General features: G+C 63.1%; 18 protein-coding genes and 1 pseudogene. 10 read left to right on the top strand and 9 right to left on the bottom strand.

All coding sequences use genetic code 11. The annotated features are described in order from the left end of the window. Positions 1 to 283 precede the first annotated feature (283 nt). The 3 genes from ACVOMM_RS14135 to ACVOMM_RS14145 all read left to right on the top strand — a co-directional run bounded on the left by ACVOMM_RS14135 (position 284) and on the right by ACVOMM_RS14145 (position 2,765). A complete protein-coding gene (locus ACVOMM_RS14135; protein WP_481526402.1) occupies positions 284 to 1,399 on the top strand; it encodes a hypothetical protein in 1,116 nt (371 codons plus the stop codon). A gap of 304 nt (positions 1,400 to 1,703) precedes the next feature. Then, positions 1,704 to 2,495 carry an MrcB family domain-containing protein gene (locus ACVOMM_RS14140; RefSeq protein ID WP_481526403.1) on the top strand — a complete coding sequence of 264 codons (792 nt, stop codon included), beginning with the start codon at positions 1,704 to 1,706 and terminating at the stop codon, positions 2,493 to 2,495. Positions 2,496 to 2,501: 6 nt separating this feature from the next. Further along, positions 2,502 to 2,765: a protein NO VEIN domain-containing protein gene (locus tag ACVOMM_RS14145; protein ID WP_481526404.1), complete on the top strand. Its 264-nt coding sequence runs from the start codon at positions 2,502 to 2,504 to the stop codon at positions 2,763 to 2,765. A 46-nt stretch (positions 2,766 to 2,811) separates the two neighbouring features. On the opposite strand, the gene ACVOMM_RS14150 is transcribed toward ACVOMM_RS14145, so the two are convergent. After that, the gene (locus tag ACVOMM_RS14150) at positions 2,812 to 3,951 is read right to left on the bottom strand and encodes a YncE family protein (RefSeq protein WP_481526405.1); all 1,140 of its coding nucleotides are present in this window, start codon (positions 3,949 to 3,951) and stop codon (positions 2,812 to 2,814) included. A 699-nt stretch (positions 3,952 to 4,650) separates the two neighbouring features. On the opposite strand from ACVOMM_RS14150, the pseudogene ACVOMM_RS14155 reads away from it, so the two are divergent. Next, positions 4,651 to 5,019 (top strand): annotated as a pseudogene (locus ACVOMM_RS14155) (hypothetical protein). A gap of 1,855 nt (positions 5,020 to 6,874) precedes the next feature. Here ACVOMM_RS14155 and ACVOMM_RS14160 read toward each other — a convergent pair. The 4 genes from ACVOMM_RS14160 to aceE form a co-directional block, all read right to left on the bottom strand. Continuing rightward, entirely contained in the window at positions 6,875 to 7,993 is a 1,119-nt protein-coding gene (locus tag ACVOMM_RS14160) for a DUF262 domain-containing protein (RefSeq protein WP_481526406.1), read from the bottom strand. Then, complete coding sequence (locus ACVOMM_RS14165) at positions 7,990 to 8,841, bottom strand: FRG domain-containing protein (RefSeq protein ID WP_481526407.1); 852 nt, start codon at positions 8,839 to 8,841, stop codon at positions 7,990 to 7,992. Before ACVOMM_RS14165 ends, ACVOMM_RS14160 begins: the two co-directional genes overlap by 4 nt. Beyond that, complete coding sequence (locus tag ACVOMM_RS14170; protein WP_481526408.1) at positions 8,831 to 9,787, bottom strand: DNA cytosine methyltransferase; 957 nt, start codon at positions 9,785 to 9,787, stop codon at positions 8,831 to 8,833. Before ACVOMM_RS14170 ends, ACVOMM_RS14165 begins: the two co-directional genes overlap by 11 nt. A gap of 315 nt (positions 9,788 to 10,102) precedes the next feature. Next, positions 10,103 to 12,790 carry a pyruvate dehydrogenase (acetyl-transferring), homodimeric type gene (gene aceE, locus ACVOMM_RS14175; RefSeq protein WP_065175416.1) on the bottom strand — a complete coding sequence of 896 codons (2,688 nt, stop codon included), beginning with the start codon at positions 12,788 to 12,790 and terminating at the stop codon, positions 10,103 to 10,105. Between the two features lie 573 nt (positions 12,791 to 13,363). On the opposite strand from aceE, the gene ACVOMM_RS14180 reads away from it, so the two are divergent. Next, positions 13,364 to 13,921, top strand: coding sequence for a PadR family transcriptional regulator (locus ACVOMM_RS14180; RefSeq protein ID WP_053520111.1), 558 nt, complete (start codon positions 13,364 to 13,366; stop codon positions 13,919 to 13,921). 59 nt (positions 13,922 to 13,980) lie between these two features. Beyond that, positions 13,981 to 14,778, top strand: coding sequence for a siderophore-interacting protein (locus ACVOMM_RS14185; protein WP_053520112.1), 798 nt, complete (start codon positions 13,981 to 13,983; stop codon positions 14,776 to 14,778). A 16-nt stretch (positions 14,779 to 14,794) separates the two neighbouring features. Here the strand turns inward: ACVOMM_RS14185 and ACVOMM_RS14190 are convergent, their stop codons facing one another. After that, a complete protein-coding gene (locus ACVOMM_RS14190; RefSeq protein ID WP_065182555.1) occupies positions 14,795 to 15,619 on the bottom strand; it encodes a hypothetical protein in 825 nt (274 codons plus the stop codon). Between the two features lie 181 nt (positions 15,620 to 15,800). Here ACVOMM_RS14190 and ACVOMM_RS14195 point away from each other — a divergent pair, with 181 nt between their 5' ends. Then, the gene (locus ACVOMM_RS14195) at positions 15,801 to 16,202 is read left to right on the top strand and encodes a hypothetical protein (protein ID WP_346475270.1); all 402 of its coding nucleotides are present in this window, start codon (positions 15,801 to 15,803) and stop codon (positions 16,200 to 16,202) included. Positions 16,203 to 16,305: 103 nt separating this feature from the next. On the opposite strand, the gene ACVOMM_RS14200 is transcribed toward ACVOMM_RS14195, so the two are convergent. Then, positions 16,306 to 17,016 (bottom strand): YceI family protein, encoded by a 711-nt coding sequence (locus ACVOMM_RS14200; RefSeq protein WP_074902043.1) that lies wholly within the window; start codon positions 17,014 to 17,016, stop codon positions 16,306 to 16,308. An 85-nt stretch (positions 17,017 to 17,101) separates the two neighbouring features. Further along, on the bottom strand, positions 17,102 to 17,692 hold the full coding sequence (locus ACVOMM_RS14205; RefSeq protein ID WP_053520115.1) for a malonic semialdehyde reductase: 591 nt from the start codon (positions 17,690 to 17,692) through the stop codon (positions 17,102 to 17,104). A 126-nt stretch (positions 17,693 to 17,818) separates the two neighbouring features. On the opposite strand from ACVOMM_RS14205, the gene ACVOMM_RS14210 reads away from it, so the two are divergent. Continuing rightward, positions 17,819 to 18,778, top strand: a complete 960-nt coding sequence (locus ACVOMM_RS14210; RefSeq protein WP_460256218.1) for a mitochondrial fission ELM1 family protein — start codon at positions 17,819 to 17,821, stop codon at positions 18,776 to 18,778. Between the two features lie 101 nt (positions 18,779 to 18,879). Beyond that, the gene (locus ACVOMM_RS14215; RefSeq protein ID WP_053520117.1) at positions 18,880 to 19,446 is read left to right on the top strand and encodes a queuosine precursor transporter; all 567 of its coding nucleotides are present in this window, start codon (positions 18,880 to 18,882) and stop codon (positions 19,444 to 19,446) included. 111 nt (positions 19,447 to 19,557) lie between these two features. Here the strand turns inward: ACVOMM_RS14215 and glnE are convergent, their stop codons facing one another. After that, the gene (glnE, locus tag ACVOMM_RS14220; RefSeq protein WP_481526409.1) at positions 19,558 to 22,353 is read right to left on the bottom strand and encodes a bifunctional [glutamate--ammonia ligase]-adenylyl-L-tyrosine phosphorylase/[glutamate--ammonia-ligase] adenylyltransferase; all 2,796 of its coding nucleotides are present in this window, start codon (positions 22,351 to 22,353) and stop codon (positions 19,558 to 19,560) included. Positions 22,354 to 22,672: 319 nt separating this feature from the next. On the opposite strand from glnE, the gene ACVOMM_RS14225 reads away from it, so the two are divergent. Then, entirely contained in the window at positions 22,673 to 24,187 is a 1,515-nt protein-coding gene (locus ACVOMM_RS14225; RefSeq protein WP_128988074.1) for an acetyl-CoA hydrolase/transferase family protein, read from the top strand. Positions 24,188 to 24,331 lie beyond the last annotated feature (144 nt).

The following is a 24,331-nucleotide window of genomic DNA, read 5'->3' on the forward strand; positions in this document are numbered from 1 at the left end:
CCTCCGTCGCCTGTTGCTGCGACAGGACGCTAGCAAGCAGTGACGGATGCAACGCGGGATACGCGTCTATTTGCGAATAGTTGCAGGAAACTGGGCTGAAAGAGGTTGATTGCGACGCACATCTTCTTCCGCAATCCTCCACAGCAGTGCCGATTGCGACTCATCGAAAATGGAGTATCAGCCGGCTCTTCTGCTAATGATTCTCACGCGTGAGCCGATGTAGATAGCGAGCCAACTACACGATGATGGCTCGCCTCCTATTCTGATCCGGAGAGAATGTTCAGTGACTGCCGAGCCCGAAAACAAGCCCGTACCTAGTAAGGACGCCGTCTCCCGCCTTTGGCTTCAGCAGCTCTCGCTTGCACTCTCCTGGAGCGAAAGGCATCCGGCAAAGCTCGCCGCAGCCGCCATTGTGCTGCCTAGTCTCAGCCTGACCTATTACCTGCAGGCAGAGCGCATTCCCCTGAGCATTCTTTCGTCCGACGTGATCTCCGGACTGCCCTCGCTTTTGGTCATCATCTCTGCCATCACGGTGGCACTGTTCGCGCTAGCTCTTACGCCGCTGATGGTCATGTTCGAAGGAGCAGTCACCGAAGAGGATGGAAGCATCAGGGTGAGCGCGCTTTCCACCAAACAGAGAGTGCGGAATACCAAGCGCTGGCTGATCGCGTTGATTCTTCCTGGCGCGATTCTCGCTGCCGCGCTCGTGCTTTCGGCCCGATATCCAGGTCATGACAAGTGGGCCATTCCGCTCAGCATCGCGCTTGGAGCCGCGGCGTTCGTAGCGGCGTCCTTCCTGCTTGGCCGAAAGGAGAAGAAGCGTCACTGGTTCGAGCGAGCCTGGTATGCAGCGGCATCCGGCTACGTTCAGATGCTCCTGGCGCTGCTTGTCATACAGCGGGTGGTTACATGGTTTCCCGATATAGAAAGCTTCTGGTTGATGTTCATCCTCCTGTTCGTGTCCATGGTGGCCGTCGGTGCTGCGCAGCTTTGCGCCGTTCTTCTCATTGAAAATATCAGCAAGGACGGCATGATCGCAGCGCGAGCCTTCTATGCGAGCCTGGCCATCATCGTTGCGATATGCGTCGTACCAGTCACCGGGGGTTGGCTGGCCGGCCATGTGGTCTCAAGCAGCGGCTCCGGTGGAATGAAGTGCTTTCGATTGGCCATTACTGGCGACAAATCTGACTTCTCCAAAGTCATTGACTGGAGCGACAGAGGGCAGAAGATTACCAAGCCGTTGAGAATGCGCGCGGCCACGTCCTCCATGTACTACGTAAGGCTGAAGGACGAAGTCGGCGAAATATCAACCATACCAACGGATCGTGTTGCCGGCTTCTTGGAGTGTCCTGCTGTAAACAAGGCCGCGGCAAAAGCTGCCACCCCTGACAGAAGCTGATGCGTCCCTTCATGGCGCACTCCTCCTTGTCTGCACCGATGAGGGCTACGCGACCGACGCGTAGCCCTACCGCACCTTCAACCTGGATGGAAGACTGACGCTACCCGTCTGCGCAGAGCCCACTCAGCGCAGATCGGCTGCGATTGATGCAGAATGCTAGATGCGGCCCGCTTACGACACCAGTTGTCCAGCCCGCCCCCATTTCGATACGAATTGCTAATCGACTGCCCAACATGCATTAATTGCGCCTATCACAACGAGCGCAGGGGGCGTGGTGAGCATCAGGGAAGGATTGCAGGCAGTCATGGCGCTGCAGCCTCAGTACAGTCCAATGCCGACAGAGGCCATGCAGCAGCGCGGTCAGCTCATCAAGCATGATTTGCCTGCATTGCTAAAGGAGGAGGCCGAGCAACTCCGCTCCGCGGCAGGCATTGCGCAGGGCGACTTCCTGCTTGTCGGCCGGGATGGCATCGGCCGAAAGTCGCAGGTCCCATGGATTCGATTCGCCTCTGCCACTCACTCCCCCACGGCTACCGAAGGCTGGTACGTGGTCTGGCTGTTTCGAGAGGATGGCTCTGGCGTCTACCTTGCGCTTTCCCATGCATCCACAGAGAAGGTCGATGGTGACTTTATCAAGCGATCTTCGGATGAAACTCAGCGCCTAACGAAGTGGGCACGGGAGATTCTCGGAGGCAACTTGGTGAGGGATCCGCGCCTGTTGAACACCATGTCATTGGGCAACGGCTCGCTGGCAAAGGCCTACGAGAGCACAACAGCCGTCGCCTACTTCTACTCCAGAGATCAGCTTCCGTCCGACGCGCAGTTGCGTGCGGACATGGTGGCCATGGCAAAGATGCTGAAGGACATTTATCGAGGAGAACCTGCTCAGAAGCGCAGTGGTCAGACGTCCCAAGATGTCATCGGCGTGGTGGAGGCGATAGAGCAAGCGGCATCCGGCCGAAAGATGGCAGGTCAAGGTTTTGGGCTTACGCAACCTGAGCGTCGTGCGGTGGAGCTACGGGCCATGGCTATGGCCATGGATTACTTCAGCGGCCCTGGTGTTGAGGTTGAGGATACTAGTGCCAACGCCCCCTAGGATCTGATGATCCTCAAGAATGGAGAGACGCACTACGTTGAGGTGAAGGGCACCACGGGTGGACTGGGGGATATTGTGCTCACGAGGAATGAGGTTGAGCACCACCTGAAATGTCACCCCAACAATGGGCTCTTTGTGGTTTATGGCATCCAGCTTCAGACGCAGGGGGGCATACCAGTAGGCCTGGGTGGTACGGCCTTCGTCCAAGCACCTTGGAAAATTTCCAGTGAGAAGCTACAGCCGCTTGCGTACCGATATCGCATTGCGTAGCTACTAATAGGTGGCCGCGCCTTCCCAGCGCGGCCACCTCCAGCCGTTACAACTGGATGCGCGCCACGCTCTCGTTCGCGTCCTTGGCATCCTTCTCGCCGTTCTTGATGCTCACGTACAGCACGTTGTTCTTGGCATCCAGCGCCAAGCTGTTCGGGTGGGTCGGCACCGGGTAGGTGGCCACCTTCTGGTAGCTGTCACTGTCGTACGCGGTCACCGTGCCGCCATCGCGGTTGGTTACGTACAGGCGCTTGCGCGGTGCGTCCAGCAGGATGCCCAGCGGGCCGGCGTCGGTCGGGATGCTGGCCAGTTCCTTGCCGGTGGTGCGGTCGAGCACCAGCACGCGCTGTCCCGGGTGCTTGCTGGTGAAGCCCGCGCTGCTCTTGGTCATGTAGCTGCGGATCATCTCCGAGCCCTGGTCGGTCACGAACAGGCGCTTGCCGTCCGGGTGCAGTGCGATGTTCATCGGCTGCTCGGCGCTGATCTTGTGCTGGGCCACCACCTTGTTGGCGTCGGTGCCGACCACTACCAGGTCGGCCAGCAGGTTGCTGGTATACACGCGCTTGTTGGCGGCATCCAACGCCAGGCCCGGCGCCTTGGCGTTGCCGAGGCCCGGAATGGTGTTGATCACTTTCAGCGTGGTGGTATCGACCACGAACAGCACGCTGCCCTCGCTGGAATGGCCGGTGACGTACAGACGGTTGGCCGGGCTGTCGACCACCAGTTCGCGCAGGTCGTGGGTGTAGGCCGCCTTGCCGTCCTTGCCGACCTTCTTCTCCATCAGCTGCACGATGCCGATGGCCTTGTTCTGGGCGGTATCGACCACGGTTACCGAGGTATCGACGGTGTTGCCGACGTACAGGCGGTTGTGGGCGTCATCCCGCACCACGCCGAATGCCTTGCGCTCCAGGGGGATGCGGGTTTCCACGGCCAGCGTGGCCGGGTTCAGGCGCAGCACCTGCGACGGGCCGGCGTCATCGCCGAAGCCACCGGATGAGGCGACGAACACGGCGTTCTGGGTGGGGCTGTACGCCAGTTCGTACAGGCCCTTGGCGATGGCCTGACGCTGCACCGCAGTGGTGGTGCTGGCGGCGGGCGCGTTATCGGCGAAGGCCGCCGGGGCGCCGACGCTGAGCGAAATGGCAAGGGCCAGGGCGGCCGAGCGGAAAGCGGAATGACGGAACATGCGAGCATCCTTGAAAGGGCACGGAAGGGTGTCCTGGCTCGCTGGGCCGTACGGCGACGGCCCGCCCCGGGTGTGTCTGCGCGGGGTGGGCTGGCTGGGTTGCGGGGGAATGGTAGCAGGCTGGGGAGAGGCGTGGCGCCGAGGACGACGGCCCGAAGTGTCGTTTTTGGCTCGCCTTTTCGGCTGCGTGGCGGTGAAGAGGGCCCGATTCCGGCGTGGACGGCGGATTTCGGAAGGCCCTGCGCGATCGGCAGGCGGTTGCGTTCTGTGCGGGCGCACAGGCTGATTACGATCTTTCCTGTCGCAAAAACCTTCCTTGAAGTTCGATTGCGGAGATTGTCGTCGCATACGGCACGCCGGCCATCTGCGACAATAGTTCCGCTCTGTGGAACTGCGTGTTTCCTCCGCAAATTCCAATTGGATTTCAGGGCGCAGGCGTGAGCAGATTGGCGCGCCACCGACAACGGGTGGCCGGGCGTCGAAAACCCGAGATGATGTACGCGTCAGTTGTTTACGCTTGCCAGTCGGCACCTCGTTTGGGGTGCCGGCTGGCAATCCGTCGGCCTTCATGGCGGGCGGTGCGTGGGAGTCTCAGGACTCGCCGGTTCAATGACGCTACATCATCCCGGTTTTCGAGCCACGCACCGTCCCGCCACCTCCAGGGGTGGCGTTGCTGTCTGTCCTGTACGGAGCATTGCCATGAACGAATCGGATTTCCGTTCCCTGCACGCGCAGTACGATCCGGCCAATACCGAGCCCGAGCGCGACGCATCCCCCGATCCCAACGGATTTGTCTCCACCCTGCGTCGCATCGGAAAGGGTGCGGCCGCGGATGGCCAGCCGTGGCCCGAACGGCATTAACTGCCTGGGCGTTGTCTTCAGCTGGCGGATGCGGATTGCGCGCTGGCGGGATTGCGCGTGGTGGCAGAGCTGATGCTGGCTGCGGAGCGCACGCGGCAGAATGGCGCGCCCGAAGAGTACGTGGGGGATCGGGTGATGGAGGGGTTGAAGATGGCTTGTGTGGCATTGACTGCGCAGGTTACTGAAAGGTTGCAGGTGAGGGAGTAGAGCGCGAGGCTTGAACTTAATGCAATAGGCTGCGGGCTGTCGTCGAGCCCCCCATTCCCCCTCCCCCCTGAACTGCAGGACTTCCAATGAAGTCTCTGACATACACCATTGTGTTCGTGGGAGCATTTATAAATGCTGTGCTCGCCAACCTCCGTGTGCCCCAAGGACAGCTGAAGCTAAAGACCTGCCCCAAGGTCGCTGCCGCTGAGTTCACAATAATGCGCAAGGAGACTCTGCATCTGGAAGCTGAAGATGCAGCGTTGGGCGCTGGACACTTTACGATAGATACTTCGAGCTCAGCTATCGTGATGAGCTCGCCTGCTGGTTGATAACTCCTCGCCACGGCTACTCAGAACTGATTGCTGCGGTTGAGGCCTATCGTGAGATTGAAGCGCTTCTGGCGAGCGAGTCTGAACTAGAGAAGGCCAAAGCCTATCGGGAGCTGGCAGCTCGGTATGCACGCTCTGCCAAGGCGTGGGAGTATCGCACGCAGAACATTTCCTGTGTACTGAGTCAGGCTGGCGCTTCTTGGCTCGCCCGGACTTCGCTCGGCGGCAAACGTCGGGGCGAAGATTGAGCAACAGTTGGCCAGATTTCTTGCACTTCCTAGCACGGTGCCTAGATCGGTTGCCGGACCTACAAGGAAATTGTTGAAGTGGCAGGCAATGGCGGCAGAAGTGTCCAGCGGATTCTCCCAACAGACCAGGTAGATGAGCGGCACCGTGTGATGGCGGCTGTCGTTCGGCGCCCGCAGGCAACCGGCCTTTCGAAGGCACTGTTGGACGCGCATGGGGGGGCTGCGCGATGACGGGATGCGATGTCCCGGATGGGCTTGAGGCGGCCCACATTCACGATTTCTAGAAAACACCAGTAACAGTATAAATAGCAGGCCGTTGCTCCGCGCAGACATTCACACCATTTTTGATTTACATCTAATAGCCATCAATCCCGAATCGTTGCTAATTTTCCTGACACCAGCTCTACAAGGAATCAGCTATAGCGACCTCTAGGAAAAACCCAAAGGAACCCTATTCAATTGCGTTCTCGGCCAGCCGGCAGTCTCTCGTGTGGCACTTATCTCATTGCACCCAGCGATGTCCGCGCGTGACGCCCAGGTTGCATCAGGGACGGCTCAATATTATTAAGGCCAGTCATCTCACCGTAGGCTCACACCAAATTTCACCATGCCATGTGGCCAAATAAATTCCATTTCCGAAAAAAGGCAACCCCATAATGGAAACGCACTAGCCATGTCCAACATCAATTGACGAACAATTCACAAACGAGCTCGAATCAGGATTCTCATTTGCCATAACTAAATCCCTCAATATCCAGCCTGAAGTGCTATTCCAAATTTTATACACTTGCTCCAGCCCAGCACCCGAGAAACAAACATCCCCCAATCCTTGAAGACGCCTACACAGCTCAATGTATCCCGGAGAAACGTAATATTCCAAGCCATACAAAGAACGAGCTCCTATACTCCGGGAGCTTTCAATCAACCGCCCAATCAAGTACACCATACATTCGATATTTTCACCCCCCTGCTCGTCCATAGGCAAAGCAAAGTCCGGTGCGCAATTGTACTTGGCATGAACATCTATATGGCAGCAGCTACAGAGGGAGATCCCATTCCCTGGCTCATAGCGGGCATCTTCAAAAAAACACCTTCTCAGTATGTGATGCGCAGATACACGACGCGAAGAGCCGCAAACGACGCAGACGTTGCCGTCCCTGAGCCTAATGAGTCGACTCCAAAGACGATGGCAATGCGAAACACTTCGCTGCTTGCCGAGGGCATTAAGCAAACGTAGTGCAGCCAAGTCGACACCATCACTACGCATGAGTCACCATCTTAGATAAGATTGCGCCTTTTCAGTTCTGCGATCATCAATCTTACTCTGTCACGCATACTCGCTTGATCATTCTGGGATCGCGAAAGCGTGTAGTAGGTTCCATAAATTCCACCACTCCCTCCCCCTCCCGATCCTGCCGCAGCACGCTCAGTTCGCATGGCCTCCAGCACCCGCGCTTCAAAATCTAAAACGAAATCCCTGAAGTTATCAACAACCCCCGGATGGTCACGCAGAACGAGATAGTAAATTGGAATTCTCCCGGACGCTCCAAGCAGCGGATCATTATCCTCAAACGCCTCCGCTAAACGTTCGAGAACCTCAACCACCCGCTCAGCCACCGCTTCATACCGCTCCAGGGCCATTGAATTTTCAACTGACATCTCCTCAAACTGCGGAGGAACAGTTTCTGCCGCAGCAGCTTTAACAAACGAGTCCATGTCCTTCGCCTTTGTATCAGCGGGACCGCCCCGGTACTCAAGCAATAGCAATTTTGCAGCAAGCTGATAATCAGCCATTCGCTTCTTTGTAAAAGAAATTCTATTACGAAAGAACGCATGGTCGACTAACTCTCGAACCAATCCGGGGATAGGGCCAGGTTGAGCATTTCTACGCTCCGCACTGTTCGCGGCCTCACCACTATTCAGTCGCACGAACATTTCAGAGATCTTGTCACGTTCATCAGTGACGATACTCATGACGACCGGCTTAAACGAAAGAATCTTCTTAGCCAGATCAGGATACTCCCTGACGAGCTGGCTAAATTTCATTCCCTTAATGGAAAGAGACGGCTCTAGTTCAAACTTTGTTGACTTATTAAGCGAGATCTCATCCCTAAGAAACGAAAATATAGACCCAAATCGCTGCTTCCCATCAACGACAGCATAGGGTTTATGTGCAGAATTTAGGCTCGAGCGAGCGAGCGTAAAATCCGCCACGTAGAATTTAGGAAGATCATATCCATTGATAATCGAATCAATGAGATGCGCTTGCTTGTAACGAGACCAGAGATTCGAACGCCGCTGAAAATCAGGCTCAAGATCCAGGCGATTCGCCTTCAGCTGCTCAAACCACCATTCAGTCGTTCTGGCCTCATGCTGAGTAACATGAAACATAGTCATGCACCAAATCCGTGAGAACGCTTAATTTCCATTGCAAGCCCCTGAAGGTCTGGATAGGCAACAGAGTCGGTATAACCGACCGAGGTCAGCACAGAAAGCAGCGGATCAATATCGTTGGCTGAGACCTCCAGTTTGACCAGCGAGTCAACCGGAAAGCCTGTGTCGTACAGCTCCTCCATTGGACGGACGTCGTCACTGAAGATCGTGAAATTCCCTCTTTGCGCCATCATCCTTGCCGTATTTGTGGTGCCTGATATTGCAATTGGAAACGGATAGCGACTCATAGGCTGAGACCAATCGATCTCCCTAGGAAGGTAAGACTTGATCTGTTCATCTTCTGTATACGCAGGTCCCTTCTGGTCCCAGCTCAGCTCCTGTAATGCATAGGAGTTCCACTTATAGGGATCAAGGACCCAAACGGCTGCGGACTCTGCGCACGAGCCATCCTCATCACGTTTCACACCCGAGAGCGCGAAATACAGCGCAATAAATGGGTTGCTTGACCAGTCAAGAAGGCGGGTGGGCACCCCGTGATGCTGCATGTAGAAGAGTAGCTGCATCCTATCGGCTGGCTCATCAGAGGCCGCCTGATAGCTGTGAAGAAGGCTCTGACGCTTGAATTCGCGCATCATCTTCGCCTCCAGCTTCATCAGCTCCTTTGGATCTTTAACCTCCTTGTGTCGATAAAGATATGGCTGCAGCTTGTAAGAAGTAGACGAACTATGGCCTCTGTACCAGTTCAGGGCCGATGGAACAGCCGGACTGTTCTTTTTCGTCTTCTTGAGAAGCGTCTCAACATGCCTGGAGAAAACCGACAGACTATTTACAAAATGTACCTTAGGTGCCATCAGAAAGGACCTCTTCCTGGAGGATTCCCTCGCTAATCAGATAACTTTGAAGAGCTTGGGCAACTTGATGAGCAAGAACGGGTGGCACTGCGTTGCCGATGAGCCTCATATTAGAGGTTGCGGCGAATGGAAAACTAAATGTATCTGGAAATGATTGCAGACGAGCTGACTCTCGAACGGTTAGCCGGCGCGGCCGGGAGTAGTGAAACTGCACCCGAGATTTTGCATTTGCACGAACAGTATACCCAGGGCCATCTGCTGGCGTCCGCTCATCCCCCTGCCCATGCCCACGACCAGCCTTCTTCGCCCGAAAAAACTGATCTTGATTTGGCATTTTCCTCATGTGGGGAGCCAAAAGATCCTGCAAGGCCATCCTTGCAGTAATTCGAGTTTCGGACTGCTGTGGCTTTTTCAGACTTCCACTATTGATATCCGATCTTACAAATATCAAAAATATCCTATGCCTTGCCTGAGGAACTCGATACTCTTCCGCGTGAAATTCCCAAACATGTGGAACGTAACCAATCCGCTCGAAATCCGCGCAAATGGTCTGGAGCGCCCGCCCCTCGTCCCTATACATGAGTCCGGCGACATTCTCACCAACTATCAATAGCGGCTGGTGCTTGGATGCATAGTCGACCATGGAAAGATAGAGCCTTCCCCTTTCGGAATCCAATCCTCGCCGGGGACCACATTGTGAAAATTCTTGGCAAGGAAAACCGCCCAGCAATACATCAGCCGAAGGCATACGCTCCATTTGCAGGGACGACAAATCTTCCACATAGGCATGTGGACCAATATTAGATCGGTAGGTTTTCACCGCCTCGGCGTCCGCATCGTACGCCCCCAGTACATCGAAACGATTTCTTCCGAAGAACTCGCCGAGAAATGAGAAGCCGCCCAGGAACCCTAGATCAAGCCCTCCGCACCCTGCAAAGAATGACACCACGGACAGCCTTTGACGCAGGATGCGACCCCCAGCCGATTTCGCATATCCCTGGACCGCACCGTCCGCCATTCTGGAGCCCCGTTTGATCAGAGCACCAGTATGCCTTGGCTACAGAAAGCTCTCAACGCTCAGAACGACAATGACGATTTAAGCAATCTGGCCGCATTGCGTCGACAATACTCCATGCTCGACGCCATCAGATGGACCTGTTGCGCTGCGCCGCAGCTCCATTGCAGGAATGAGAATCGGACGCTAATTGCTGGGACGAGGCAGCCTACCAAGGGCTGCCCTCCCCCAAATGTGTGCGAACTATCAAACCCCAACAGGATTAGCCTTCTCCGGATCAATCTTGTACTGCTTGATCGCCCGGGCCACATCCTTCGCGGTCATCTTCCCCTCCTTCGCCAGCGCCGCAATCGCGGCGTGCGCGATGTAGTACCGGTCAACCTCGAAGAAGCGACGCAGGTTCGCACGCGTATCCGAGCGACCAAAACCATCCGTACCCAGCACCGTGTACGACATCGGCACGAATGCGCGGATCTGGTCCGCATACGCACGCACGTAGTCGGTAGCGGCAATCGCCGGGCCCTGGCGGCCTTCCAGCAGCTCGGTCACGTAGGCCTTGCGCTGCTCGCCTTCCGGGTGCAGGCGGTTGTGGCGCTCCACATCGAAGCCGTCGCGGCGCAGTTCGTTGAAGCTCGGGCAGCTCCAGATATCGGCGGTCACGCCGAAGTCCTTGTCCAGCAGCTCGGCGGCGGCGATGGCTTCGCGCAGGATGGTGCCCGAACCCAGCAGCTGCACGCGCAGTTCGCCCTTCTTCGGCTTGCCGGCGTCGGTCAGCAGGTACATGCCCTTGACGATGCCCTCGGCTGCGCCTTCCGGCATGTCCGGGTGGGCGTAGTTCTCGTTCATCAGGGTCAGGTAGTAGTACTCGTCTACCTGGTCTTCCATCATCGCCTTGGTGCCGTGCTGCAGGATCACCGTCACTTCGTAGCCGAAGGTCGGGTCATAGCTGCGCACGTTCGGGATGCCACCGGCCACCAGATGGCTGAAGCCATCTTCGTGCTGCAGGCCTTCACCGTTCAGCGTGGTGCGGCCGGCGGTGCCACCCAGCAGGAAGCCGCGGGTGCGCATGTCGGCGGCCTGCCAGGCGATGTCGCCCACGCGCTGGAAGCCGAACATCGAGTAGTAGATGTAGAACGGCAGCATCGGCACGTTGCTGACCGAGTAGCTGGTACCGGCGGCCATCCACGAGCTGATCGCGCCCGGCTCGCTGATGCCCTGCTGCAGCACCTGGCCGCTCTGGTCTTCGCGGTAGAACATCAGCTGGTCGGCGTCCACCGGCTTGTACTTCTGGCCGAACGGCGCGTAGATACCGATCTGGCGGAACAGGCCTTCCATGCCGAAGGTGCGGGCTTCGTCGGCCACGATCGGCACGATGTGCGGGCCCAGCTCCTTGTCGCGCAGGGTGATGTTCAGGCTCTGCACGAACGCCATGGTGGTGGAGTAGGTGCGTTCGCCGCTGCTCTTCAGCAGGCGCTCGTAGGTTTCCAGCTTCGGTGCGTTGAAGCTCTTGTCGGCCTTGCGGCGGCGCTGCGGCAGGTAACCACCCAGGGCGGCACGGCGCTCCTGCAGGTACTGCACTTCCGGCGAGTCCGGGCCCGGGTTGTAGAACGGCACCTGGCCGTCCTTGAGCTGCTCGTCGGTCACCGGAATGTTGAAGCGGTCGCGGAAGTGCTTGACGGCTTCGTCGTCCAGCTTCTTGGTCTGGTGGGTCGGGTTCAGCGCTTCACCGGCGCTGCCCATGCCGTAACCCTTCACGGTCTTGGCCAGGATGACGGTCGGCATGCCCTTGGTGTTCACGGCCTGGTGGTAGGCGGCGTACACCTTGTGCGGGTCGTGGCCACCACGGTTGAGGCGCCAGATGTCGTCGTCGGACAGGCCGGCGACCATCGCGGCGGTCTCCGGGTACTTGCCGAAGAAATGCTCGCGGGTGTACGCGCCGCCGAAGGCCTTGCAGTTCTGGTATTCGCCGTCGACGGTTTCCATCATCAGCTTCTTCAGGACGCCGTTGGTGTCCTTGGCCAGCAGGGCATCCCAGTAACCGCCCCACAGCAGCTTGATGACGTTCCAGCCGCCGCCGCGGAACACGCCTTCCAATTCCTGGATGATCTTGCCGTTGCCGCGCACCGGGCCGTCCAGGCGCTGCAGGTTGCAGTTCACCACGAAGATCAGGTTGTCCAGGCCTTCACGGCCGGCCAGGGCGATGGCACCCAGGGTTTCCGGCTCGTCCGACTCGCCGTCGCCGATGAAGCACCACACCTTGCGGTCGGACTTCTCGATCAGGCCACGGTTTTCCAGGTAACGCATGAACTGCGCCTGGTAGATGGCGGCCAGCGGGCCCAGGCCCATGGACACGGTGGGGGTCTGCCAGAAGTCCGGCATCAGCCACGGGTGCGGGTAGGAGGACAGGCCACCGCCGTCCACTTCCATGCGGAACTTGTCCAGCTGCTCTTCGCTGATGCGGCCTTCCAGGAAGGCGCGGGCGTAGATGCCCGGGGCGCTGTGGCCCTGGATGAACAGCAGGTCGCCCGGGTGGTTGTCGCTCGGGGCGCGCCAGAAGTGGTTGAAGCCCACGTCGTACAGGGTGGCGCCGGAGGCGAACGAGGCGATGTGGCCGCCCAGGTCGCCCGGCTTGCGGTTGGCGCGGACCACGGTGGCCATCGCGTTCCAGCGGATGATCGAACGGATGCGCCATTCCAGCTCGGCATTGCCCGGGCTCTTGGCCTCGAACTGCGGCTCGATGGTATTGACGTATTCGGTGGTGGGAGAGAACGGCAGGTAGGCGCCCGAACGACGGGTCAGCTCCACCATGCCTTCCAGCAGCTGATGCGCGCGCTCGGAGCCCTCGACATCAATAACGGCCTTCAACGACTCGATCCACTCCTGGGTTTCCACAGGATTCGGGTCGTTGTTCAGCACCTCGTTCAACCAGTTCATTAGCGCTCCCATAACCGCACGCACGCGCGCGACTGTTGTATAGATATCTAGACCGCAAAGTGTAGCGCACCAAGGGCTTTCGTCACTTGGCTACGCTGGCGTATGGACGCATGCAGCCAGTGTCCGCAAGGCATGTCCCGCCTGTCTTCGGCGGGCCAGCAGGCGCGCTGCAGGCCGCTGCGGCGGGCCTCGGAACGCTTCGGGCACGTCGCGATTGCCCGCCTGGCGCATGTGCAGAACGAAGTGTTACCCAGGGCGATGACCGTTGTAGGGCACGGCCGACCGCGTGTGGGCCTGCGCCGGGGGCACCGCAGCTGAATGACTGATGCGGTGTCGCGCCCGGCTCTGGACCGGGCTGCGCCGGCCGCGCAAGGTGACGGCGAGTGTTGGCACTGCCGCAACGGCCCGCCGTCTGGCTGCCTCGCTCCCTTCCACAGTGGTCCCCGGGGCGCACCGCAAGGGCGCCCTTTCTGTGTACGTGGCCCAAACGCGGCACGGTTGTGGCCGGATCGATGCTTGCCGGCGCCTGCCCTATCGATATATCGTTTCGATACTCGTTACCGATATATCGAAATGAGCCGTTCCCCTTCCCCCAGAACCCGTTCCAGCGAATCGGCCGTGCCCCGCCGCCATGGCCAGCCACGCGTGCTGAGCCGGGGCGACCTGCGCCTGCTGGTGCTGGCCCTGATCGGCGAGCAGCCGCGCCATGGCTACGAGCTGATGCAGTTGATCAGCAACCAGTTCCTGCAGGCCTACACGCCCAGCGCCGGCACCATGTACCCGCTGCTGGCGAGCTTCGAGCAGGCCGGCTGGGTGGCATCGGAGGAAGTGGATGGCCGCCGGGTGTTCCGCATCACCGCCGCCGGCGAGTTCGAGCTGAAGGTGCAGCGCACCCAGGTGCGCCTGGCCCAGCGACGGGCCTTCGATCGCGCCCGCGAGATCACCAAGGCATCGCTGCCGCCGCCGCTGGCCAGCGCCCTGCGTGACTTCAAGCGGGCGCTGGTGCATCACCACGGCCGCTGGGCCGAAGGCGAGGCCGAGCAGGTGGCGGCGCTGCTGTCGCAGGCATCGGCACTGATCAACGGCACCACCGGTAGCGAGCCCACCTCTTCAACGACCCAGCCAGACTGACTCCAGCCAGGTCTCCCCCTACGCCGCGCCCCCTGCGCGACACCTTTACAGGTATTCCCATGACTGAGCATCACAACGCGCGCCTGCGCCTGGATGTGAGATTCCGCGAACTGACGGTGCTGCGCACCGAGGTGGTCACCCCGCACATGCGCCGCGTCGTGCTGGGCGGCGATGATCTGGCCGGCTTCGATTCGCCCGGCGCCGACGACCACATCAAGCTGTTCTTCCCCAACGCCAGCGGCGAAATGGTGCTGCCAGTGCTGACGGCCGAAGGCCGCAGCTACCCGGACGGCAAGCAGCCGTCTCCGGCACGCGACTACACCCCACGCTGGTGGGACCACGACGCCGGCGAACTGGCCATCGACTTCGTGCTGCACGACCAGGGCATTGCCGGGCCGTGGGCTGAACGGGCGCAGCCGGGCGACACGCTGGTGATCGGCGGCCCGCGCGGCTCGTTCGTGGTGGCCGACAGCTACGACGCCTACGTGCTGATTGGCGATGAAACCGCGCTGCCGGCCATTGCCCGCTGGCTGGATGTGCTGCCGGAGGGCGCCGAGGTGCAGGCCTTCATCGAAGTGAGCGATGAAGCCGAGCGACAGGACCTGCCGCAGTACGAGAACGTGCAGATTCACTGGCTGGAGCGCAATGGCTTCCCGGCGGCCAGCAGCACGCTGCTGGAAGACATGCTGACCGACTTCGAGGCACCGGAGGGCGACACGTTCTACTGGATCGCCACCGAATCGCGTCGCGCACGGATGATGCGCAAGTTCATCGAAGGCCATCTGGGCGTGCCGCGCGACTGGATCCGCTCGACCGGCTACTGGAAGGCGCACCCGGACGATACCGACGGCGACTGAGCGCGCCGCGCAGCCCTCAGTCTGCGTGAGCCGGGCATGGCCCGGCTCTGCAGCAGGCAGCCACCGGCATGCGCTCCTGTCGCCATCCGAACCGGTGCGCGGCCCAGATTTCCAGCGCCATCAGCAGCACAACGACCAGCCACGGCAGCAGCAGGCCGAAATACACGCCCGGCATCATGCCGTTGATCTGCGCTTTCACCAGCCGCAACACGCCGCGGGTGTGCAGCAGTTCGTCCACGCGCATCGTCAGCGCTTCGCGCACCACCGTCGGCTCCACGCCCAGTACACCGGCCTTGTCCACCAGGGTGTCTTCCACCAGGCCGCGCAGCACGCCTTCGCGCACCTTGCCGATCACCCAGCCACTGGCGCGTGCCAGTACGCCGTCACCCAGGCGATCCAGTACCGGCAGCGGGTGTTCGCTGAGGTAGGCCGAGGCGACCGCCTCGGCCACATCGCCCACCGTGCCTTCGCTGTGCAGCGCATCGCGCATGCGCGGGTCGTCAAGCGAGTCGGTGAACCCGTGGCTCCACTGGGCCACGAGCGTCTGCAGATGCGGCTGGAAATGGTCCATCTGCTGGAGCAGCGCGCGGTGCGCGCCCGCGGTGAAACCCAGCTGCAGGCCGAAGAAGGCGGTGCCCAGCGGCAGCAGCAGCGCGTAACTGGCCAGCAGCCAGTGATGCCAGCGCCTGCGCCGCTGCAACCAGCCGCGGCGGCGCAGCGCATACCAGCCGGCCAGTCCAACCATGAGGCCCAGCAGCGCGCCCAGCACGCTGCCCACTGCCAGATCGAGCACGCTCAACCCGGCCCAGAATTCGTTCAACCAGTACTGCACGTCCTGCATGGCCTTACCTTCCGTGGATGAAACAGCAGGCGATTGTAGGACCGGGTTCACCCTCGGTGGCTCTTCGGCCCATGCCACGGGGTCAGACCCCTTGTCCCACGGAGCGGCGCATGACGCCGGCAGCGGATCGACCCGGGCAGATGCGACAATCGCGCTCCTTTCCAGTTGCAACGAGGCCCCTGTGGGCAAACTGACCTTGGCCGGCGTCGATGCGCTGCGCTCCCGCTTCAACGACGACGCCGCCTGTGATGGCGCGCTGGCGGCCTTCGCTGATCCGGCCGCCCTGCGTGCACCGCTGCGGGATCTGTTGGACGCCGAACGCCGGTTCCTGCAGGCCGAGTACGAAGTGGCGCAGGTAGCCGATGTGCTGCGCCGCGACCAGAAATACGCGCCGGTGGGCCGGCCGTCGGTGCATATCGTGCAGCTGCGCAAGCAGCAGGCGGCAACCAGGCAGGCCGCGTTGATCGCCCGTCAGGTGGTGGCGCAGGCCGCGCAGACCTTCGTGCGGGTGAGTGGCATGACGGTGAAGGCCAAGCAGAGCCCGAGCGAGGCGTGTGCAGCGTGGCTGGGCGCGCTGCGCTGAGCGCACGTACCCGGTAGCGGCCAACGCGCGTTCCCGGCGCTAAAAAAGAAGGCCCGCTTCACAGCGGGCCTTCTGCCTTCTCACGACGAGTGAGCGGGGTGCATCAAGCGGCCGGCTTCTCGCCGGTAGCTTCGGTGGTGATGCGGATCTTCACTTCATCGCTGACGTTCGGGGCATAGGCGCCCACGCCGAAATCGCTGCGCTTGAGGGTGGTGGTGGCATCGAAGCCGGCGGCCGGAACCTTGGCCATCGGGTGCTCGCCGCCGCCGTTGATGGTGACGTCCAGGGTCACCGGCTTGGTGATGTCCTTGATGGTCAGATCGCCAGTGACGGTCAGCTTGTTGGTGCCGGCCGATTCCACCTTGGTGCTCTTGAAGGTGGCCGCCGGGAACTTGGCAGCGTCGAAGAAGTCGGCGCTCTTCAGGTGCTCGTCGAACTTGGCGGTGAAGCTGTTGAGGCCGCTCAGCGGCAGCTTCACTTCAACGGTGGACTTGGTCACGTCGGCGGCGTCGTACACCAGGGTGCCTTCAGCGTTGCCGAAGTGTGCGCTCGGGTTGGAGAAGCCGAAGTGGCTCCACTGCGCCAGCACGTCGGTGTGGCTCGGGTCGAGCTTGTAGGTGCCCGAGGCGATCTGGATCGCTTCGGCGGCGGGCGCGGCAGCGGCAGCATCGGCAGCCGGGGTGGCGGCCGGCTGTTCGGTGGCGGCCGGAGCGGCAGCATCAGCGGCCGGGGCAGCGGTATCGGCCGGCTTGGAGCAGGCGGCGATGGCCAGGGTCAGGGCCAGCGGCAGCAGCAGTTTACGGGTGGCGCTCATCTGAGGAACTCTCCGGATCGTAGGGTGGGTACAGGGTGCAGCAATGGCCCGCCGCAACCGGCGGGCCCGAAACCGATACAGCGACTTACGCGATGCGCGCCGCTTCGTCGAACGACAGACGCGGCAGGCGCGGGAACAGGCCCGCCGGGTCACCGTACCCCAGGTTGACCAGGAAATTCGACTTGATGCTGGTGCCGGCGAAGAAGGCTTCATCGACCTTGGCCGGGTCGAAGCCGGACATCGGGCCGGCATCCAGGCCCAGCGCGCGCGCGGCCAGGATCAGGTAGGCGCCCTGCAGGCTGCCGTTGCGGATGGCGGCCTCGTGGCGGCCTTCCTGCGGGCCGTCGAACCAGGACTTGGCGTCGGCGTGCGGGAACAGGTACGGCAGCTTCTCGTGGAAATCCAGGTCGAAACCGATGATGACGGTGACCGGTGCGGCCATGGTCTTGTCATGGTTGCCTTCGGACAGCGCGGGGGCCAGCTTGGCCTTGGCTTCGGCCGACTTCACGAACACGAAGCGCGCCGGGCTGGCGTTGGCCGCGGTTGGGCCCCACTTCACCAGCTCGTACAGTTCCTGCAGCAGGCTGTCGTCGACCGGGGTGTCGAGGAAGGCATTCTGGGTGCGGGCGGTGCGGAACAGCTGATCCAGTGCGGCGGCGTCAAGCGCGTGGGACATCGGTGCATCTCCAGGGCGGCGAAGGGGAGTCAGTGCCCGCGGGCAACGCGGGGCGAAACGACCAGCCGCAGTGTAGAGTGTCGCGACTGTTGCAACACCCAGCAGGGCTGAAACGAATTAATGCCAATGGTGAAACGATCGAGCGCACCGTGGACGGTCACCGATGGCCGTGCAGGCAATGTCCGCCAAGCGGTCGCGCTGGCCTCGGCGCTGCGCCAGGGCACCTATCGACCCGTGGTACTACAGCCTCGGGCGCCCTGGCGCTGGGTCACCCCGCGGCGCCTGCCCGGGGATGCCAACGGCTACGGCGATGCGTTCGCGGCACTGGCTGCCGAGCCCCCTGCGCTGGCGATCGGCTGTGGCCGCCAGGCCGCCGGTGCGCTGCGCGTGCTGCGCGCCCGCGGCACGCAGGTGGTGCAGATCCTCGACCCGCGCATCGGCGCCAGGCATTGGGACGTGGTGGTGGTACCCGAGCATGATCGCCTGCGCGGCAGCAATGTGCTGACCTTGATCGGCAGCCTCAACCCGGTCGATGACGACTGGCTGGCCTGGGGACGGGCCGCGTTCGCCGGCTTCAGCACCCTGCCCGGTCCGCGCACTGCACTGCTGGTGGGCGGCCCGACGCCGCTGGCGCCGTGGGACGAAACGGCGATGGTCGGTGTGTTCCGCGCCCTGGCCGCGCAGATCCGCAGCGAAGGCGGCAGCCTGCTGGCCACCACCTCGCGACGCACCCCGCCGGCACTGGCCGAGATCCTGCGCGCGACCTTCGCCGACCTGCCGCACGTGATCTGGGGCGACGGCGGCGACGGGGTGAATCCGTATGGCGGCCTGCTCGGCTGGGCCAACCGGGTGGTGGTATCGCCCGATTCGGTGAACCTGCTCTCTGAAGCCTGCGCCACGCGCATGCCGGTGATGGTGGCGCTGGCGGAGACCGCGCAGGGACGCCTCGCCCGCTTCCAGCAGCAGCTGCACGAGCGCGGGCGATTGCAGAAACGCTGGCTGGACTGGCAGTACGACCGCATCGAACCACTGCGCGAAACCGCGCGCATCGCCGCCGAGGTCAGGGCGCGGCTGGCATTGGGGTAACGCCCCACCGTTGACGGCTGGTGTGTTCCTGAACGGGTGGTTTTGGATTTGCCTTTGGCCGGGCGGATAATGGGCGATTCCCCTTGTCCTCCTGGCTCGCCATGTCCGTGCGTCCTGCCCCCGTTTTTGCCCCGCTGACCCCGCGCGCCCTGGTGCTGGCCGTGCTGGCGATGGGCGCGGTGGTGCTGCTGTCGAACGTGCTGGTGCAGTACCCGATCAACGACTGGCTGACCTGGGGTGCGTTCAGCTATCCCGTCGCGTTCCTGGTGAGCAATCTGATCAACCGCCGCTTCGGCCCGGGACCGGCCCGGCGCGTGGCCTGGATCGGTTTCGCGGTGGCGGTGCTGTTGTCGGTCTGGGTGGCGACGCCGCGCATCGCCATCGCATCGTGCTCGGCCTTCATCGTGGCGCAGCTGCTGGACATCACCGTATTCGACCGCCTGCGCCGGGGCAGCTGGTGGCGTGCGCCGATGGTAGCCACCACCTGCAGCGCGACGGTGGACACCACGATCTTCTGGTCGATCGCCTTTGCCGGTTCCAGCCTGCCGTGGGTGAGCTGGGCGGCAGGCGATCTGGCCGTGAAGCTGGCCATCGGCGTGTGCCTGCTGGCGCCGTTCCGCGCGCTGCTGTGGAAGATGGCGCCGCTGCGCGCGGAAAGCGCGCGGTGATTCCGCCGGGCATGGCCCGGCGCTACCGCTGCGTTTGTTTGGATGACGCCGGCATGGCGCAGCGCGCCTGTTCGGGTAGCGCCGGGCCATGCCCGGCGGCCTCGCCGCCGATCAGCCGAACGGCAGGCCGGCCGCCCGGCAGGCCGCACTGATTGCTGCGCAGGCCGCTTCGATGGCCGGTGTGGTCGGTGCCAGCCGCGGGCGACGGTCCAGCGTGCAGGCCAGGCCCACATCCAGCAGAGTGGCATGCGCAGCGTGCAGTGCCTGCGCGGTGGCGACCGGCAGGAATTCCGCTGCGGCCAATGCATCGATCAACGACGGCGTATCGCGGGGTGACAGCAGCGCCGGTACCTGTGCACTGCGCTCGAGCACACCGGTCTGCAGCAGGAACTCCAGGTCCACCACGCCACCGGCGCCCTGCTTCAGGTCGATGCGCGCGGCATCGCTGCGGTCCAGTTCGGTGCGCATGCGCCCTCGCATCTTCAGCACATCGGCATAGAGGGTGGCGGGGTCGCGTGCACGGCCCAGGGTCTGCGCACGCACCTGCTCGAAGTCGGCCAGCAGGCTGGCATCACCGGCCACGCCGCGCGCACGCACCAGCGCCTGATGCTCCCAGGTCCACGCGCGTTCGCGCTGGTATTCGGTGTAACTGGCCAGGGACGAGACCAGCGAGCCTTTGCCGCCGTCCGGCCGCAGGCGCACGTCGATGTCGTACAGCCGACCGGCGGCGGTGACCGCACCGAGCAGGGCCATCACCTTCTGTGCCAGCCGCGCGTACCAGCGTCCCGGCTCCAGCGCGCGCGCGCCATCGCTGGCCTCCACGCCCGCCGGATGATCGTGCAGGAACACCAGGTCCAGATCGGAACCGAAGCCGAGTTCGAGGCCCCCCAGGCTGCCATAGCCGATGATCGCAAAGCGCCCACCGGGAATGCCGCCGTGCGCGGCCTGCATGTCGGACTCGGCCATGGCCAGCACCGTGACCACCACCGCCTGCGCCAGCTCGGCCAGTTGGCGGGTGCTGTCGACCGCGCCCTGGCGGCCGTCCAGCGTGGCCATCGCCATGCGGAAACTCAGGGCCAGCCGGGTTTCGTTGAGCCAGCGCAACGCGGCTTCCGGGTCTTCGACCGTCAGCGCCTGCTGGCATTCGGCCAGCATGCCGGCCGCATCCGGCATCGGGCCGGACACGCGCACGTCCAGCAGTTCGTCCAGCAGCAACGGATAGGCCGCCAGGCGCTCGGCCAGCAGCGCGCTGCGCGCCAGCACATCCACCAGCCGCGCCAGCGCACTGGGCTGTTCGTCCAGCAGGGCCAGATAACTGGTCCGGCGCAGCACCGCCTGCAGCAGGCCGAGTACGCGCTTCAGTGCGGCATCCGGTTGCGGCGAGCGCGTGGCGGCGTGCAGCAGCGCCGGCAGCACGCGGTCCAGCCGCGCGCGCGCGGCGTCGGACAGCGACTTCACGCCGGTGCTCTGCGCGAAATCGCGCAGCGACTGATCGGCGCCGTTCGCATCGAGGAAACCGGCTTCGGCCAGCAACGGCGCGTCACTGCCACCCGGCAGGCTGCGCCAGTAGTTGGCCAGCGCGTCCGGCGCCGCCTGGCCCTTGCGCGGTGCCAGCAACGCAGCGAACTCGGTGCTGACCCGCTGCTGCTGCACGGCCAGTGCAGCGCGCAGCGCTTCCCAGTCGGGGTAACCCAGGCCCAGGGCGATGCGCTCGCGGTCGATCGCATCGCTGGGCAGCACATGCGTCTGCGCATCGCGCAGCATCTGCAGCCGGTTCTCCAGGCGGCGCAGGAACAGGTAGGCCTGCTCCAGCGATGCGCCGTCTTCGGGCGCGATCTGGCCCGCCGCCACCAGCGCCTGCAGCGCCACCAGCAGGCGACGTTCACGCAGGGCCGGTTCGCGGCCGCCACGGATCAGCTGCAGTGCCTGGCACAGGAATTCGATTTCGCGGATACCACCTGCACCGCGTTTGATGTCTTCATGCAGTTCGCGGCGGGCGACTTCAGCCGTGATCGCAGCCTTCATCTCGCGCAGTCCGTCCAGCGCGGTGAAGTCCAGATAGCGTCGATAGACGAACGGGCGCAGCGTCTGCAGCCACGCCTCACCGGCGGCGATATCACCGGCCACGGCACGTGCCTTCAACCAGGCGTAGCGCTCCCAGTCGCGGCCCTCCCGCTGGAAGTACTGGTCCATCGCAGCGAACGACAGCGCAACGCGGCCGGCACTGCCAAACGGGCGCAGGCGCAGGTCGACGCGGTGGCTGAAGCCATCGACGGTGGTTTCATCCAGCAGCTTGGCCAGGCGCTGGCCGAGCCGCGCGAAGTATTCTTCGGCGGCCAGCGGACGCGGTCCGTCCGATTCACCGCCCTGCGGGTAGGCGTAGACCAGGTCGATGTCGGAGCTGAAGTTGAGTTCGCCACCGCCGAGCTTGCCCAGGCCAAATACGACAAGTTGCTCGACGCGGCCCACGTCATCACGGATCACGCCGTGGCGCTGCGCGAATTCCTGCTGCAGGGCGTCCAGCGCCAGCCGCAGGCAGTCTTCGGCCAGGGCGGTGGCGCCGGCCAGGGTCTGCGCCACGTCATCCAACCCGGCCAGATCGCGCCAGACCAGGCGGGTCGACATCGCCGCACGCCAACGCCGCAGCTGCGCCGGCCATTCACCGGGCTGCACCGGGTCGAGCACCGGCGTCGGCAACGGCGGGCACCCCGGCTGGGCCAGTTGCGACAACAGGCCGGGCTGCCGCACCAGCGTGTCCAGAGCGAAGTCACTGGCGATGGCCAGGTGGGTCAGCAGGGGCCGCAGGTCGGCCGGAATCGGTTCCGGAACCACCTGGGCCAGGCGCGACAGGGCACGATCAACCAGGGGCTGCAGCGCGGCGGGCAGTTCGGCGGGGGCGAAGGTCATGCGTTGATTCTCGCGGCGCCGGGCGCCTTTGCCAACGGCGGGAAGTCGCTGCGCCGCCGTCCATCGCGCGCATTCATCCTGGGCAGCGGGCAATAAAAAAGCCCGCTTGCAGCGAACTGCCAGCGGGCTCTGCTCCCTCCCCCACGTCGGGATGCAGGGCCATCCTGCGGGCTGCGAAAGGACTTTGCACGCTGCACTGCAAAACAGAACCGGCGGGTATGGATAGCCCCGCCCGCGAAAAGCCATTCCACGAAGGTAGCCCCCCCCGTACGCCGGGGGATGGCCGATAATCGAGGCTCCCCCCAGAAACACTGTCGTCATGTCTGTTGATCGCATCGCCAACGCGCGTCTCCGCGACCGCGTGGTCTCCGCCGAGGCCGCAGCCGCGCTGATCCAGCCGGGTGAAACCGTGGCCATGAGCGGGTTTACCGGCTCGGGCTATCCCAAGGCCGTCCCCGTGGAACTGGCGCGCCGCATCGAAGCGGTGCATGCCCAGGGCCAGCCCTTCCAGATCAAGCTGATGACCGGCGCCTCCACCGCGCCGGAGCTGGACGGTGCGCTGGCCAAGGCCGATGGCATCGCCATGCGCATGCCCTTCCAGAGCGACCCGGACGCGCGCAACCGCATCAATGAAGGCAAGCTGGATTACATCGACATCCACCTCAGCCACGTCGCCCAGCACGTCTGGTTCGGCTTCTACGGCGAGATCGACACCGCCGTGGTGGAAGTCTCGGCCATCCGCGAGGACGGCTCGCTGGTGCCGTCCACCTCGGTCGGCAACAACAAGACCTGGCTGGACCTGGCGAAGAAGGTGATCGTCGAGGTCAACGAGTGGCAGCCGGCCGGCGTCGATGGCATGCATGACATCTACTACGGCACCGCACTGCCGCCGCATCGCAAGCCGATTCCACTGGTCAACGCCAACGACCGCATCGGCGATACCGCGCTGCGCTGCGACCCGGACAAGATCGTGGCGGTGGTCCGCACCAACGGCCCGGACCGCAACAGCCCGTTCAGCCCCATCGATGCGACCAGCGAGCAGATCGCCGCGCACCTGATCGACTTCCTCAAGCACGAAGTGAAGCACGGCCGGCTGCCGCCGAACCTGCTGCCGCTGCAGTCTGGCGTGGGCAACATTCCCAATGCGGTGCTGGCAGGCCTGGCCAGGAGTGGTTTCCGTGATCTGGCCGCGTTCACCGAGGTGATCCAGGACGGCATGCTCGACCTGCTGCGCGACGGCGTGCTGAGCTATGCCTCGTGCACGGGCTTCGCGCTGAGCCCGCAGGCCAACGAGACGTTCAAGGAGAACATCGACTTCTACCGCGAGCGCATCATCATGCGCACGCAGGAAATCTCCAACCATCCCGAGCTCGTGCGCCGGCTGGGCTGCATCGGCATGAACGGCATGATCGAGGTGGACCTGTACGGCAACGTCAATTCGACGCACGTGATGGGCACGCGGATCATGAACGGCATCGGCGGCTCTGGTGACTTTGCCCGCAACGGGTTCCTGTCGGCGTTCCTCAGCCCGTCCACGGCGAAGAACGGCACCATCTCGGCGATCGTGCCGATGGCCAGCCACGTCGACCACACCGAACACGACGTCTCGGTGATCGTCACCGAGCAGGGCCTGGCCGATCTGCGCGGCCTGACCCCGCGCAAGCGTGCGCAGGTGCTGATCGACCGCTGCGCGCACCCGGATTTCCGCCCGCAGCTGCAGGACTACTTCGACCGCGCCAGCCGTGAGAGCTATGGCAAGCACACCCCGCACCTGCTGCCGGAAGCGTTGTCCTGGCACCAGCGGTGGCTCGATACGGGCACGATGAAGGGTTGAGGCATAGGGTTCGCCGGGGGGGGGGGCGCGCCGCCCCCGCGGGGGGGCCGGGGGGGGGCGGCGCCCCCCCCCCCCCCCCCCCCCCCAACCCCCCCCCCGCCCCCCCGAAGGTGGGCAGGGGGGCGGGGGGAGGAGGGGAAAAGA

Source organism: Stenotrophomonas sp. STEN009, assembly GCF_056760395.1.